Below are 15316 nucleotides of genomic sequence, written 5' to 3' on the forward strand. Positions count from 1 at the left end.
GCGAGCAAGCTCGCTCCCACAGGGTCGGTGGGCTGAGCATCTATTGCCGATGCTCAGCGAATGTCGCGCTTAGCCGATAGTCATCAGGCTGGCGTTACCCCCCGCCGCAGCGGTGTTGACGCTCAAGGCCCGCTCGATCACCAGACGCTCCAACGCAATGTTGGTCTCGCCCTGGGACAAACCATGCACCCCGACGATGGCGCCGGCACGCTTGGCCACCTGCTGGCAAACGTCGCGCAGTTGGTCCGAATCGCCGTGATGCAGGACCGCGTCGAACAGCACATCGTCCTTGGTCCAGTCGGCAACTCGCTGGATGCGTGCCTGAATCTCTTTCGGCAAGCGGGCGAACAAGGCCTTGCTGGTGTCGGTTTCCGGCCACACGGCCGAGCCGCCCACGGCCAGTACGGCCGCCAGTTGCGTCAGCAGGTCGCCTTCCACGTCGGCCAGGCACAGCACGTGCTCGCGCGGCAGGATGGCGTAGCTGTTGCGTTCGCCGGTCGGGCCGGTCAACTGGCGGGTGATGCCGCTTTGCGATTGGGCCGCGAACTGCACGCACAGGGCGCTCAGTTCGGCGAGCTTCTGGCTGTCGGCCCAGGCTTGCAGGGCGGTCAGCGGTTTGCTCAGGGCATCGCGCAAGCGCAGGTCCGGCGCAACCAAGGCATCGCCGCGCACGAAGGACTGCTGGATCGCATCGGTAGGACGAGTCGACAGCAGGCGGTACAGGTACAGCGGGCCACCGGCCTTGGGACCGGTGCCCGACAGCCCTTCGCCACCAAACGGCTGTACACCGACCACGGCGCCGACAATGTTGCGGTTGACGTAGACGTTGCCGGCATGGACGTTGTCGATCACCTTGGCGATGGTCTCGTCGATACGTGTGTGTACGCCCAGGGTCAGGCCGTAGCCGGAGGCGTTGATCTGGTCGATCAGCTGACCCAGTTCCTTGCGCTTGTAGCGCACCACGTGCAGCACCGGGCCGAAGATCTCCCGCTGCAGCTCGTCGAAGCTTTCCAGCTCGATCAGGGTCGGCATCACGAAGGTGCCGCGCTTGCACTCGTCGCTGTCGGCGATTGCCATCTGGTAGACGGTGCGCCCCTTGTCGCGCATGGCCTGGATGTGTTTCTCGATGCCAGCCTTGGCTTCGGCGTCGATCACCGGGCCGATGTCCACCGACAGGCGTTCCGGGTTGCCGAGGCGCGATTCGGCCATGGCGCCCTTGAGCATTTCGATGACGCGGTCGGCGGAATCTTCCTGCAGGCACAGGACCCGCAGGGCCGAGCAACGCTGGCCGGCACTGTCGAAGGCCGAGGACACGACGTCGATGACCACTTGTTCGGTCAGGGCCGAGGAGTCGACGATCATGGCGTTCTGGCCGCCGGTCTCGGCGATCAGCGGGATCGGCCGGCCCTGGTTGTCCAGGCGACCGGCGATGTTGCGTTGCAGCAGGCGGGCGACTTCGGTGGAACCGGTGAACATCACGCCTTTGACCCGCTCGTCACCCACCAGGCGGGCGCCAACGGTTTCGCCGCGGCCCGGCAGCAGTTGCAGGACGCCTTCCGGAATGCCGGCTTCGAGCATCAGGCGCACCGCCTGGGCCGCCACCAGCGGCGTCTGCTCGGCGGGCTTGGCCAGAACCGGGTTGCCGGCGGCCAGTGCGGCGGCGACCTGGCCGCTGAAAATCGCCAGCGGGAAGTTCCACGGGCTGATGCAGACCACCGGGCCCAGTGGGCGGTGGGCGTCGTTGGTGAAATCGTTGCGCGCCTGCACCGCGTAGTACCGCAGGAAGTCCACGGCTTCACGCACTTCGGCGATGGCGTTGGCGAAGGTCTTGCCGGCTTCGCGGGCCAGCAGGCCCATCAGGGGCTGGATCTCGCCTTCCATCAGGTCGGCGGCACGCTCGAGAATCGCGGCGCGTTCGGCTGGTGGCGTGGCCTGCCAGATCGGTGCGGCGTTGAGGGCGCACTGAATGGCGTTGTCGACGTCGGCAACTGTCGCTTCCTGCACATGGCCGACCACATCGCGGTGATCGGACGGGTTCAGCACCGCTGCCGGGGTTTCTTCGCTGGCAGCGCAACCGAGCATCGGCGCGGCTTTCCAGTCGTTATGGGCGGTGGCCAGCAGGGCGCAGGACAGCGACGCCAGGCGATGCTCGTTGGCCAGGTCGATGCCGCTGGAGTTGGCGCGGTCGCTGCCGTACAGATCGCGCGGCAGCGGAATACGCGGGTGCGGCAGGCCGAAACCGCCTTCCAGGGTTGCCATCTGCTCGATGCTGGCCACTGGATCGGCCACCAGTTCCTGGATGGAGATCGACTGGTCGGCGATGCGGTTGACGAACGAGGTGTTCGCGCCGTTTTCCAGCAAGCGGCGTACGAGGTAGGCCAGCAGTGTTTCGTGGGTGCCGACCGGGGCGTACACACGGCACGGACGGTTCAGCTTACCTTCGGAGACCTTGCCTACAACTTGTTCGTACAGCGGTTCACCCATGCCGTGCAGGCACTGGAATTCGTACTGGCCCGGGTAATAGTTCTGACCGGCGATGTGGTAAATGGCCGACAGGGTATGGGCGTTGTGCGTGGCGAATTGCGGGTAGATGACTTCCGGCACCGACAGCAGCTTGCGCGCGCAGGCGATGTAGGACACGTCGGTGTACACCTTGCGGGTGTAGACCGGATAACCTTCCAGGCCTTCGACCTGGGCGCGCTTGATCTCGCTGTCCCAGTACGCGCCTTTTACCAGGCGAATCATCAGGCGGTGGCGGCTGCGCCGGGCCAGGTCGATGACGTAGTCGATCACATACGGGCAACGCTTCTGGTAGGCCTGGATCACGAAGCCGATGCCATTCCAGCCGGTCAGCTGCGGCTCGAAGCACAGGCGCTCCAGCAGGTCCAGGGACAGTTCGAGGCGGTCGGCTTCCTCGGCGTCGATGTTCAGGCCGATGTCGTATTGCTTGGCCAGCAGGGTCAGCGACAGCAGGCGCGGGTACAGCTCGTCCATGACGCGCTCGTACTGGGCGCGGCTGTAGCGCGGGTGCAGGGCCGAGAGCTTGATGGAAATGCCCGGGCCTTCATAAATCCCACGGCCATGGGACGCTTTGCCGATCGAGTGAATGGCTTGTTCGTACGAGGCCAGGTACTTCTGGGCGTCATGTTCGGTGAGCGCGGCTTCACCCAGCATGTCGTAGGAATAGCGGAAACCCTTGGCTTCGAACTTGCTGGCGTTGGCCAGGGCTTCGGCGATGGTTTCGCCGGTGACGAACTGCTCGCCCATCAGGCGCATGGCCATGTCGACGCCCTTGCGGATCATCGGCTCGCCGCTCTTGCCGATGATGCGGCTCAGGGAGGAGGTCAGGCCTGTTTCGTTATGGGTGGCGACCAGCTTGCCGGTCAGCAACAGGCCCCAAGTGGCGGCATTGACGAACAGCGACGGGCTGTTGCCCAGGTGCGGCTGCCAGTTGCCGGTGCTGATCTTGTCGCGGATCAGCGCATCGCGAGTGCCTTTGTCCGGGATGCGCAGCAGCGCCTCGGCCAGGCACATCAGGGCTACGCCTTCCTGGGACGACAGGGAAAATTCCTGCAGTAAGCCCTGAACGATACCGGCACGGCCGCCGGCACTTTTCTGGTTGCGCAGTTTTTCCGCAATCGACGCCGCCAGCTTGTTGGTGGCTTCGGCCATTTCCACCGGCAGACGGGCCTGCTCGATCAGCATCGGCACCACTTCCGGCTCAGGGCGACGGTAAGCGGCGGTAATGGAGGCGCGCAGGACCGATTGCGGCAGGATGCTCTCGGCAAACTCGAGGAAGCATTGGTGAGCGTGGTCGACCTGTACGTCGCCGGCATCCTCGCTGTCGGCGCGAGGTGAACCGTTCAGCTCGGTCAGGGTTGCACCACCCTCGAGTTTTTCCAGGTAATTGAAAATTGCCTGCTTGATCAGCCAGTGCGGCGTGCGATCGATCGAGGTTGCGGCCGCCTTGAGGCGTTCGCGGGTCGGGTCATCGAGTTTGACCCCAAGGGTGGTGGTAGCCATATTTTTATCCTCATGTTTACCACGTATGGCGTGGCATCAGCTGGCGGCAAGATTAGCTGCGCGATGATTGAGGTGCAACCGGGTGCAACCCTTTTTTTCTTGAAACGACAGGCAGCTCATCCGGAAGCCAGGACGACCCCGTCAATCCTGCACCGGCTTAGTGCTTTGGCTTCTAGCGATGCCCTACGGACTGCACTAAAAGGGAGCAAAAAACGGCGATTTCGCGATAAAAACGATAAGGTGCAACTTATTCGAGCGAAACTGGTTGCACCTTATTTGATTTGTTGAATAGCATTCGCGGCCAAGGTGCAACCGGCTCCAAGCCAAGGGGCATCGGCTGATGGCTTTCCTGGGGAAACATCAGTCATAAATTCGCGGGATTGCAAATCGTCGCTACAACGTCTGCGTTGTCGGCGCTTCCAACTGCCACCGCACCATAAAAACAAAGCCAGGGCGTAACTCATGAGTGTTAGTAATCCCACCTTGATCACTTTCGTGATCTACATCGCAGCCATGGTCCTGATCGGCCTGATGGCTTACCGCTCCACCAATAATCTTTCCGATTACATCCTGGGCGGTCGCAGCCTGGGCAGCGTGGTCACGGCCTTGTCCGCCGGTGCCTCCGACATGAGCGGTTGGTTGTTGATGGGTTTGCCGGGTGCCATCTATATGTCTGGCCTGTCGGAAAGCTGGATCGCCATCGGCTTGATCGTCGGTGCCTATCTGAACTGGCTGTTCGTGGCCGGTCGCCTGCGGGTGCAGACCGAGCACAACGGTGATGCCCTGACGCTGCCGGATTACTTCTCCAGCCGTTTCGAAGACAAGAGCGGCCTGCTGCGGATTATCTCCGCGGTGGTGATCCTGGTGTTCTTCACCATCTACTGCGCTTCCGGCATCGTGGCCGGTGCCCGTCTGTTCGAAAGCACCTTCGGCATGTCCTACGAGACCGCGCTGTGGGCCGGTGCCGCAGCGACCATCGCCTACACCTTCGTTGGCGGTTTCCTGGCCGTGAGCTGGACCGACACCGTACAAGCGACCCTGATGATCTTCGCGCTGATCCTCACGCCGATCATCGTGCTGCTGGCCACTGGCGGCGTGGATACCACCTTCCTGGCCATCGAAGCGAAAGACCCTACTTCGTTCGATATGCTCAAGAACACCACCTTCATCGGCATCATCTCGCTGATGGGCTGGGGCCTGGGTTACTTTGGCCAACCGCATATCCTGGCGCGCTTCATGGCGGCTGATTCGGTCAAGTCCATCGCCAACGCACGTCGCATCTCCATGACCTGGATGATTCTGTGCCTGGGCGGCACCGTGGCCGTCGGCTTCTTCGGTATCGCGTACTTCTCGGCGCACCCTGACGTGGCCGGTCCTGTGACCGATAACCCTGAGCGCGTGTTCATCGAGTTGGCAAAACTGCTGTTCAACCCATGGATTGCCGGTGTACTGCTGTCGGCCATTCTGGCGGCGGTGATGAGTACCCTGAGCTGCCAGTTGCTGGTGTGCTCCAGCGCCCTGACCGAAGACTTCTACAAGACCTTCCTGCGCAAGAGCGCTTCCCAGCTGGAACTGGTCTGGGTCGGTCGCGCCATGGTGTTGCTGGTGGCCTTGGTCGCCATTGCCCTGGCCGCTAACCCGGAAAACCGCGTACTGGGTCTGGTGAGCTACGCCTGGGCCGGTTTCGGTGCTGCCTTCGGCCCGGTTGTCCTGATCTCCGTCATCTGGAAGAACATGACCCGCAATGGCGCGCTCGCCGGTATTCTGGTGGGTGCAATTACCGTGATCGTCTGGAAGCATTTCGCGCTGCTGGGCTTGTACGAAATCATCCCGGGCTTCCTCTTCGCCAGCCTGGCCATCTACCTCGTCAGCAAGCTGGGCTCGCCTACCGCAGGTATGTTGCAGCGCTTCGACGCGGCGGAAAAAGATTTTCGTCTGAACCAGTAAGACCTTCAGTGCGGCTTCGAGCCCGCGGGCGATCCATTGTGACGAGGGAGCTTGCTCCCGCTGGGCTCTGTAAGCGCTGGCGAAGCCTGCGATCTTTTGATCTTTCACTTGAGGTTCAAGTGTCTGGAGAAAGATCGCAGCCTCGCTCCGCTCGACAGCTCCTACCGCTGGGCTCTGTAGGCCTGCAAGCGATGGAACCTGAGCGCAGCGTCCTAGCCGTTCCTGATTTCTGATTGACACCCCCGGAACCATCCGCCGCCAGATCGAGTGCGTTGCGATGCTTCGAACGTCTATCGGAAAATGCATCACGATTTGCAGCTTTATAGCTTCTTGGATGTAGGGGAAATCTGTTTTTCCTGACCTCCCATACACGTCCCCCACTGCTCGTGCAGAATCGCCCGCCTCCATTCAGCAGAGGCACATCGGATGTTCCCGCCTGCCAATCCACCGCGTTTCACGCTGACCTTCGACAGCGGGCCGAATGAACTCAGGGTGCTTGAGTTCAAGGGCACGGAAACCATCAGCCAGCCCTACCGCTTTGACGTGGAACTGGTCAGCGAGCGCTGCGACCTGGTACTGGAAGAACTTCTGCATCGCCAGGCATTCCTGCGGTTCGATGGCCGGGGAGGGGGCGTGCACGGTCAGGTCTATAGCGTAGCCCAAGGCGATTCAGGCAGGCGCCTGACCCGTTACCAGGTCAGCCTGGTGCCGCGCCTGGCCTACTTGCGCCACCGCATCAACCAGCGGATTTTCCAGCATCTGAGCGTGCCCGCTATCGTCGCTCGGCTGTTGAAGGAACACGGGGTCCTGGAGGGGGCCTTCCAGTTCATCCTCGGAGGGCACTATCCCGAGCGTGAATACTGTGTGCAGTACGCCGAAAGCGACCTGGCGTTCATCGAGCGGATCTGTGCCGAAGTCGGTATCCACTATCACTTTCGGCACCGCCCTGACGGCCATTTGCTGGTGTTCGGTGACGATCAGACCGGGTTCCCCCGCCTGCCCGAATCGACGCTGTACCTGGCGGACAGCGGCATGGCTGCCGACGCGCCGGCCATCAAGCGTTTGGCGGTGCGACTCCAGACCCGCGCCACGGCCGTAACGTTGCGCGACTACGACTTCCGCAAGCCCGGCCTGTTGTTGCAAACCCACCTCGACAACCGGCAGCTGCCAGCGCTCGAGGACTATCGCTACCCCGGAGGGTTCTGCGACCGGGACGATGGCAAGCACCTGGCCCGGCGTGCCCTTGAGCGTCACGGCGCCGATCATCGCGTGGCGCAGGGCAGCAGCGATGACAGCGCTTTCGTCAGCGGGCATTTCATGCGTATCGAGGGCCACCCCAGGGAGCAGTGGAACGATCTCTGGCTCCTGACACATATCGACCATCATGGCCGCCAGCCCCAGGTGCTGGAAGAAACAGCCTCCGCCGGCCCGGATGAATTCCAGGGCTACAGAAACATTTTTCTCGCCACACCGTGGGAGGTGTTTTTTCGGCCGCCCCTGCACCTTGAAAAGCCCCGTGCCCACGGTTATCAGTCAGCGGTGGTGACCGGTCCGGTGGACAGCGAGATCCATTGTGATGAATTCGGGCGGGTCAAGGTGCAACTGGTCTGGGATCGCGACGGCCAGCGCGACGAGCATTCCAGTTGCTGGCTGCGAGTGGCCTCGGGTTGGGCCCATGATCACTATGGTGCAGTGATGATTCCCCGGGTCGGCATGGAGGTCCTTGTGGGGTTCATCGATGGCGACGTGGACAAGCCATTGGTGGTGGGCTGTCTGCCCAACGGCGCCAACCCGGTGCCGTTGGACCTGCCCGCGGACAAGACCCGCAGTGTATGGCGCAGCCAGAGCAGTCCCGGTGGGGCAGGCTACAACGAGTTGCGCATCGAGGACCGCAAGGGGGCCGAGGAAATCTACCTGCGGGCCCAGCGCAACTGGACCCAGCACGTGCTGCACGACCAGCGGGTGCAGGTCGATCACGAGCGTAGCATCGTCGTCACCGGTACGGCACGGCACGAACTCAAGGCCGATGAGCAGCGCGTTACCCATGGCCGGCGCCAGGCTGAGGTCCGCCAGGACGATCATTTGCTGGTGGGCGGCGAGCGGCATGTTCGCGTGACCAGCCAGGTCCTGAGCGCCAGCCGGCAGTTTCATGTCAGCGCCGGCCAGCAAGTGGTCCTGGAGGCTGGCGCCAGTGTGACCCTCCAGGCTGGCGGTCATTGGATCAACATTGGCGCCGACGGGATTTTCAGCAGCGTGCCGATCGAGGTCGGTGGGGCGCCGGTGGCGGTCATGGGGGCGGTAGCGGGTTCGCCGGACAGCTCCGGGAAGCAGGTCGCTGTGCCGGCCCCTCGGCTTTCCCTGGCGCAAATCCTCAGCTTCCAAGGCTCGGCACCGTTCTGCGAGGAGTGCGAGCGTTGCAGAAACGGCGTCTGCGCAGGGCCATCGGCCTTCCACAAAACGGTCGATACACAGGAGCGCCCATGAACAGCGGTCAAACGCCCCGCGCCTGGCTTGAGAGCCATCCGTTGCAGGCGGCCGAGCAACTTTTCGCCATTTTCTGCAACGCCAGCGGCCCGGGGGCGTTGGCGGCCTGGCGGCGTTCGATGGCCACGACACCCACGGCGATCTGGGCCGACACGCCGTATGCCGAGTGGGAAGCGGTCATGCCCTATGTAGGGCTTGTTCGCGCAGACTGTGGGTTTCTTGATTGGATAGCGGCCACCGACTCGCTCGATTGGGGTTGGCTGGCGGTGTCGTGTGCCAGCCAGGAAACCCTTGCCGAGCATTTGCGTGGGTTGACGCAGGTGCTGTTGCCGGGTGGCAAGTCGGTTTTCCTGCGTTTTTGGGATGGGCGCTTCATGGGGCCGATCCTGCAATCGGCGGCGGTGGATGCCGGGGAACTCTTGCCGGTCATCAATCGTTGCCTGATCAATGGTCAATCCCTTGAGTTAGTCGGAAACGTCCAGCGACCGGCGCGGATTTTTCCTTGGTGGGAAGTGCCGGTGGCGCTGCTGGATGCCATGACCGAGAACCCGGCGAATTGTCTGGTGGATAACTTGCTCACGTGGCTTGGCCAAGAGCATCCGTCTCTGTACGAGCGCGTCGACCACCGCATCCTGCGGCGCAAGATTGTTCACTTTCTTGAGCGATCGAAGCCGGTTGTCGCGCCAAAGGCGCCCTTGCAGGCGTACTTGCTGCGGGAGCTGGGCTGATCGTGGCGCGTCCGCCGGGCTGCCAACCCCTGACGTTCGACGCGCTTCAAGGTAAACTCGTCGCCCTTCGCAGGAGCCGCCATGAATTATCGCCACGCCTTCCACGCCGGCAGTCACGCCGACGTGTTCAAACACCTGACCTTGACCCGCCTCATCGCGCTGATGTCGCGCAAGGAACAGCCCTTCGCCTACCTCGACACCCACGCGGGCATCGGGCTGTACGACTTGCAGGGTGACCAGGCCAACCGTACCGGTGAGTACCTGGAAGGCATTGCGCGGTTGTGGGGCGAGGGCGATCTGCCGCCGTTGACCGCCGATTACATGAAGGTGCTGCACGAGATGAACCCGGACGGGCAACTGCGCTACTACCCGGGCTCGCCGGAACTGGCGCGGCGCCTGACTCGGCCCCAGGACCGTGTGCTGCTCAACGAAAAGCACCCCGAAGACGGCGTGTTGCTCAAGGACAACATGAAAGGCGACCGTCGCGTGGCGGTGCACCTGGGTGAAGGCTGGCATGTGCCGCGGGCGTTGCTGCCGGTGGCCGAAAAGCGTGCCTTGATGCTGATCGATCCGCCCTTCGAGCAGCTTGACGAGATGCAGCGCTGCGCCGCCTCGCTCAAGGAGGCCGTTGGCCGGATGCGCCAGACGGTGGCGGCCATCTGGTACCCGGTGAAGGACCAGCGGATGTTGCGCCGCTTCTACCAGGACCTGGCCGGCACGGGAGCGCCGAAGCTGTTGCGCGTGGAACTGCTGGTGCACCCGCTGGCGACGCCCAACAGCCTGAATGGCTCCGGCCTGGCGATTGCCAATCCGCCGTGGGGGCTGGAAGAGGAGTTGCGTGAGCTGCTGCCGTGGCTGTCGAAAAAGCTGGGGCAGACCCAGGGCGGGTGGCAGATGGATTGGTTGATCGCTGAGTGAGGTTTTGCTGGCGTCCGGAAGGGCGCTATCGCGAGCAAGCTCGCTCCCACATGGGGTCTAGGGTGTACGTACCTGTGGGAGCGAGCTTGCTCGCGATGACTGCGGCACATTCAACATCACCGCCCCAGGTCCACCGCTATTAGTCAGATCGGGCAGGTCACGCCGGTCCCGCCAATCCCGCAATAGCCTTCCGGGTTCTTCGCCAGGTACTGCTGGTGATAGGCCTCGGCGAAGTAGAACGTCGGTGCCTCTTCGATTTCGGTGGTGATGGTGCCTTTGCCGGCCTTGGTCAGCTCGGCCTGGAAGACTTGCTTGCTGTGTTCGGCCGCCGCCAGTTGGGCCGGGTTGGTGGTATAGATCACCGAACGGTACTGGGTGCCGATGTCGTTCCCCTGGCGCATGCCCTGGGTCGGGTTGTGCAGTTCCCAGAACATCTTCAGAAGCTGTTCATAGCTGACTTTCGCGGGCTCGTAGACCACCAGCACCACTTCGCTGTGGCCGGTAAGGCCCGAGCAGACTTCTTCGTACGTCGGGTTCGGTGTGAAACCACCGGCGTAACCCACCGCGGTACTGACCACGCCTTCGCGCTGCCAGAATTTGCGTTCCGCGCCCCAGAAGCAGCCGAGGCCGAAGATCGCGAAATCCACGTCCATGGCGAACGGGCCCAGCAGGGGCGCGTCGAGGACGAAGTGTTTGTCCGGCACGGTCATCGGGGTTTCACGGCCAGGCAGGGCTTGTTCTTGAGTAGGAAGCACGTTTTTATTCACCAGGATTTCCGAGCGCAAGACCATTATCAGTCCTCTCAGTCAGATTGAATTGAGGGAAATAGACCGCCAGTGTGCCTCAGAAAAGCCGCCGCAAGCTATACGCAGCTGTCAGACCAGAGGCCCGCGAGGGTAGCGCCTGAGCTTTTCGATCAGCTCCGCGCCGGGGATTGGCCGGTCGAACAGGTAGCCCTGGCCGACGTCGCAGCGGTGACGCCGCAGGAACGTCAGTTGCTGGGCGGTTTCGATGCCTTCGGCCACGACCTTGAGTTTCAGGTTGTGAGCCATGGCGATCACCGCCGAGGTGATTTCCATGTCGTCCTGGTTGTCCGGGATCTCATGGATGAAGCTGCGATCGATCTTGATGATGTCGATCGGGAATTTTTTCAGGTAGCTCAGGGACGAATACCCGGTGCCAAAGTCGTCCATGGCCAGGGTCAGCCCCAGGCGCTTGAGCTGGTCGAGCTGCAAGTGGGTATCTTCGGTGGCCTCCAGCAGCAAGCCTTCGGTCAACTCCAGTTCCAGCAGGCGGGCCGGCAGTTGTTCTTCCTTGAGGATGCTGGCGATGGAGGCGACCAGGTCCGGGTCGGAGAACTGCTTGGGCGACAGGTTGATCGCCACTTGCAGGTTGCCCAGGCCGGCCGCGGTCAGCTGTTTGCTCATACGGCAGGCCTGGCGGGCGATCCATTTGCCGATGGGGATGATCAGGCCGGTTTCTTCGGCCACGCTGATGAACTGGTCCGGGCGGATCATGCCCTTTTCCGGATGGTTCCAGCGCAGCAGTGCCTCCATGCCCAGCAGACGGCCGCTGCGCAGGCACAGCTTGGGCTGGTAGAACACGTCCAGTTCGTTCTGGGTCAGGGCGCGACGCAGGTTGTTTTCCACGAACAGCTTGTAGCTGGCCTCGGCATTCAGCGCCTCGGTGAACACCTGGACCTGATGCTTGCCGTTGGCCTTGGCCTTGTGCAGGGCGAGGCCGGCGTTGCGCATCAGGGTCTGCGGATCACGGCCGTGCAGCGGCGCGCAGGCCAGGCCTACGGAGCCGGTCACGCTGATCAACTGGTTATCGACGAACATCGGTTTGTCGAGGGTCATCAGCAATTGGCTGGCGATCTGCTGCCCGGCTTCCAGGCTCGTGTCGTCCAGCAGCACGGCGAACTCGTTACTGGCGAAGCGCGCCAGGCTGCCGCTGGGGCTCAGGCTGTTGCGCAGGCGCCGGGCCAGGCTGATCAGCAGCTTGTCACCGGTCTGGTGACCGAGGCTGTCGTTGATGCGCTTGAAGTTGTCGATGTCCACCAGCAGCAGGCTGATGGGCGAGTCGCTGTCCCGGGCAAAGCGCTCATCGAGGTTGCGAATGAACGCCGGGCGGTTGCCCAGGTTGGTCAGGTTGTCGGTGTAGGCCAGGCGCTCGATGCGCTGCTGGGCCAGTTTGGTCTGGGTGATGTCTTCGTAGATGCCGATGTAGTGGGTCAGCTCGCGGTTGTCGCCGTAGACCTTGGAGATCGACAACTGGCCCCAGTAGGGTTCCAGGTTCTTGCGTCGGCTCTTGAACTCGCCCTGCCAACTGTTGCTCTGGGCCAGCGCCGAGGGCGCGTCGAACAGCAACTCGCTGAGGTTCTCCAGGGCCGGCAGTTCCGAGAGGCGCTGGCCGTGGACTTCCTCGGTGGTGTACTGGGTGATGGCGGTGAAGCTTGGGTTGACGTACTCCACCACACCGTCGCAATTGACCAGCAGGAACGCGTTGGCGCTTTGCTCCACGGCGCGCTGGAACAGGTGCAGGGCGCTGGTTGCGGTGCGGCGGTTGTGGTTGTTGATGACCTGGGCGAACTGGTCCGCCAGCTCCCCGGCAAAGGCGATCTCATCCGACTGCCAGGCGCGGGTGGCCCCCACTTGTTCCAGGCACAGCACGCCCACCACTTGGCCGTCGATGCGCACGCTGGCGTCGAGGATGGCGTTGACGTCGCGGGCGCGCAGGCTCTCGGCCATTTCCCGGGTGCGCGGGTCGCGCATCGCATTGTGGGCGTCGATGGCGCGACAGGTCTGCAGCGCCTCCATGTAGTCGGGAAACTCGTTGACGTCGATGACCGCCGGCAGGAAGTATTCCTGGGAAGCGCGGTTGTAGGCGGAAATCGGCACCAGTTTGCCGTCGTCCAGGTTCCAGATGCTGGCGCAGTCGATCTGGTAGATGTCGCAGGCGCTGCGGGTGATGAGTTCGGCCGCTTCGAGCAGGGAGTTGTTGGCGCTGTAGCGTTGGCGGGTCAGTAGCAGGATGAGGTCTTGTTGGGCGCGTACCCGGTCCAGGTGCTGGAGCTGCTCTTGCTGGGCACGCTGGTTCAGTTCCAGGGCGATCTGCAGGCGCGAGTTCTGGGTTTCCAGGTCCAGGGCCGGCAGGGAGGGTTCGCTTTGCAGCAAATTGTCCACCACCAGCAGGTAACCGCGCAGCAGATGACGATTGTGCTGTCTGTAGGCTTCGCCCGTCTCCAGCACATTCATCGGGCCCTTGGCGGTGTGGAGCGTGTAGCGAATCTGGTAATGCGCGGCCTGGGCCAGTTGCTGCTGGATGGCGTCGTGCAATTGATAGCGCGCTTCGGGTTCCATCAGGCTGGCGTAGGGCGAGCTGACCAGCGAGCACAGTTCTACCGCCGGCAGGCCGAAGTGTCGCTCGCAATTGGGATCGAGAAACAACAGCGCCCAGCTAGCTTCATTCAGCCGTTCGAAACGCAGCATACCGAGCCGCGCGGGCACCGGTAACTGCGTCACTACCTCGGCCGCCATACGGCTGGCGGCATCGGGTTGGCTTTTCATGGGGAAACTCGCTTCGAAAATGCTGATCGCGCCGGGCTGACGCCCTCGTTATTACGGATTGGCGCAAGGTTGCATCATTGCGGCACTGGCTGACAAGAGAGATGAAGGCCAAGTGCTATAAACCTTTTATCGGCCGACAAAGGGATTTCTCCAGTCGCCAGCCGATCAGAGGGCACGCAAGTTCATCGCAGCGCGATATCGAGCGTCTGCAAGGGCTCGCCGTCACGGTCGTGGAACGTAACGTGAAGGCTCTGGGCCGTGACCTGCAGGCGGGCGAAGTTGTCCTGGCTCACCACTTCGCTGGTCAGTTCATAGCGGTACTCACCGCTGTCCGTGCGGGCCATGGGCCTGTGGAAAATAAAATCCGCGGCTTTTGCAAAAGGCAACAATTTGCTGTTGTAGAACGGCGAGGCAACGACGGTGTTGACCTCGAAATCAGGATCCTGAGTGTGACGCAGGCGGCTGGTCATGGAGCCGTGGACGTCACCCGAGATGAATACCACGTTTTTGATCCGATGGCGGCGGATGGTTTCCAGCAGGCGTAGGCGTTGTTCCGGGAAGGCCTGCCAGGCATCGCCGTCATTGCGCTGGCTGTCAGGGAAAAACATCACGCTGGTGACGACGAGCTTGACCCGGGCGGGGCTGTTGACGAGCCATTCGAGCAGGGATTGTTCCTGGTCCGCGTCGAGGATGCGCCGATCGTCCGCCGACAGGTTGCGTTGCGTCCGGCTGTCGGTGACGAACCAGTGGATATCGCCCTGTGCAAAGGTGTACCAGTAGCGGGTCAACGACTTGTTCAATGTTCCGTCGCTCGACAGTTCATGGGCGGGCCCATGGCTGGCCTGGTAAAGCCCGTAGGCGCTCATGGCATTGGCATACAGGACGTCGTCGTGGCCGGTTTTCCTGGCGGGCCAGTTGTCTTCGATTTCGTGGTCGTCGAGGATCATGTAGGTCGGCGTGCCAGACATCAGCTTTTTGATGTGTGGCTGGGTAAATACCGTTCGGTATCTGAAGAGGATGCGCTTATAGGTGCGGTCCGGGCCGATGATATTCAGGTCATCGAGATAAACCTGGTCTCCGGTCATCAACACCGCGCTGATCGGCGGGTCGGCCTGTTCGACGATGCGATTGATGCCGGCAAAGGTGCGATCCCCAAGGCTGGGGAGTAACGGGGTACTGGCGGCGATCCGCAAGTAGCGACATGAGCCCACGATATAAGCCCGTGGCGCATCGGGTTTGTCGGCCGGCGTGTGCAAACAATAGGTGTGTCGAGGCCATTGCAGTGGCAGTTCCTGGATGGTTTCCACGGTATGGGTCGGGCTCAAGGGGCTGAGCCAGCCGGCCTGGTATTCGTAGGCGGTGTCGGGTTCAAGGTCTTTCAACACGATCACATCGGACATGTCGCGGTAGGCCTTCAATTGGACGAAGTGCCCTTTTGACCAGCGTGTGTCTCCTCGGCGCCGGTGTCGGATACCGGCGAATACCCGGTTGTTGCCGTGATCGCCCCGCAGGAATATCCGGGCGTGGTCAGTGGTCGTGTGCCCGACAATGGGGCCGACGGTAGGTTTGAACATATTCGAATCCATTCGAAGTTTTAGTCGGTGGGTGCAAGCATCAAGTGGCCTTGGCGGCTTTGATGCTAAAGCC

Annotated in this window: 8 protein-coding genes; 4 read left to right on the forward strand and 4 right to left on the reverse strand. The window is 62.4% G+C overall.

The annotated features are described in order from the left end of the window. Window positions 1-69: 69 nt before the first annotated feature. Window positions 70-4023, reverse strand: coding sequence for a trifunctional transcriptional regulator/proline dehydrogenase/L-glutamate gamma-semialdehyde dehydrogenase (putA, locus tag BLO80_RS13935; protein ID WP_092328968.1), 3954 nt, complete (start codon window positions 4021-4023; stop codon window positions 70-72). 462 nt (window positions 4024-4485) lie between these two features. On the opposite strand from putA, the gene putP reads away from it, so the two are divergent. The 4 genes from putP (at window position 4486) to BLO80_RS13955 (ending at window position 10100) form a co-directional block, all read left to right on the forward strand. Continuing rightward, window positions 4486-5970, forward strand: coding sequence for a sodium/proline symporter PutP (putP, locus tag BLO80_RS13940; protein ID WP_092328971.1), 1485 nt, complete (start codon window positions 4486-4488; stop codon window positions 5968-5970). Between the two features lie 426 nt (window positions 5971-6396). Further along, window positions 6397-8454 carry a type VI secretion system Vgr family protein gene (locus BLO80_RS13945; RefSeq protein WP_092328973.1) on the forward strand — a complete coding sequence of 686 codons (2058 nt, stop codon included), beginning with the start codon at window positions 6397-6399 and terminating at the stop codon, window positions 8452-8454. Continuing rightward, a complete protein-coding gene (locus tag BLO80_RS13950; RefSeq protein WP_175459499.1) occupies window positions 8451-9182 on the forward strand; it encodes a DUF4123 domain-containing protein in 732 nt (243 codons plus the stop codon). The genes BLO80_RS13945 and BLO80_RS13950 overlap by 4 nt, the downstream gene beginning before the upstream one ends. An 81-nt stretch (window positions 9183-9263) precedes the next feature. After that, window positions 9264-10100 carry a 23S rRNA (adenine(2030)-N(6))-methyltransferase RlmJ gene (locus BLO80_RS13955; protein ID WP_092328976.1) on the forward strand — a complete coding sequence of 279 codons (837 nt, stop codon included), beginning with the start codon at window positions 9264-9266 and terminating at the stop codon, window positions 10098-10100. Window positions 10101-10243: 143 nt separating this feature from the next. Here BLO80_RS13955 and msrA read toward each other — a convergent pair whose 3' ends face one another. The 3 genes from msrA to BLO80_RS13970 all read right to left on the reverse strand — a co-directional run bounded on the left by msrA (window position 10244) and on the right by BLO80_RS13970 (window position 15243). Continuing rightward, entirely contained in the window at window positions 10244-10891 is a 648-nt protein-coding gene (msrA, locus tag BLO80_RS13960; RefSeq protein WP_092203469.1) for a peptide-methionine (S)-S-oxide reductase MsrA, read from the reverse strand. Window positions 10892-10975: 84 nt separating this feature from the next. Further along, on the reverse strand, window positions 10976-13669 hold the full coding sequence (locus tag BLO80_RS13965) for a putative bifunctional diguanylate cyclase/phosphodiesterase (RefSeq protein ID WP_092328978.1): 2694 nt from the start codon (window positions 13667-13669) through the stop codon (window positions 10976-10978). A gap of 182 nt (window positions 13670-13851) precedes the next feature. Next, the gene (locus tag BLO80_RS13970; RefSeq protein WP_092328981.1) at window positions 13852-15243 is read right to left on the reverse strand and encodes an alkaline phosphatase D family protein; all 1392 of its coding nucleotides are present in this window, start codon (window positions 15241-15243) and stop codon (window positions 13852-13854) included. Window positions 15244-15316: the final 73 nt, after the last annotated feature.

The sequence above is a fragment of the Pseudomonas sp. NFACC56-3 genome (genome assembly GCF_900100025.1).
In the GTDB taxonomy this organism is placed as follows: domain Bacteria; phylum Pseudomonadota; class Gammaproteobacteria; order Pseudomonadales; family Pseudomonadaceae; genus Aquipseudomonas; species Aquipseudomonas fluorescens_AA.

Coding starts and splice junctions, on each gene's coding strand:
- putP (WP_092328971.1), top strand. CDS start 4,486: ATGAGTGTTAGTAATCCCACCTTGATCACTTTCGTGATCTACATCGCA.
- BLO80_RS13950 (WP_175459499.1), top strand. CDS start 8,451: ATGAACAGCGGTCAAACGCCCCGCGCCTGGCTTGAGAGCCATCCGTTG.
- msrA (WP_092203469.1), bottom strand. CDS start 10,891: ATGGTCTTGCGCTCGGAAATCCTGGTGAATAAAAACGTGCTTCCTACT.
- BLO80_RS13955 (WP_092328976.1), top strand. CDS start 9,264: ATGAATTATCGCCACGCCTTCCACGCCGGCAGTCACGCCGACGTGTTC.
- BLO80_RS13965 (WP_092328978.1), bottom strand. CDS start 13,669: ATGAAAAGCCAACCCGATGCCGCCAGCCGTATGGCGGCCGAGGTAGTG.
- BLO80_RS13945 (WP_092328973.1), top strand. CDS start 6,397: ATGTTCCCGCCTGCCAATCCACCGCGTTTCACGCTGACCTTCGACAGC.
- putA (WP_092328968.1), bottom strand. CDS start 4,023: ATGGCTACCACCACCCTTGGGGTCAAACTCGATGACCCGACCCGCGAA.
- BLO80_RS13970 (WP_092328981.1), bottom strand. CDS start 15,243: ATGTTCAAACCTACCGTCGGCCCCATTGTCGGGCACACGACCACTGAC.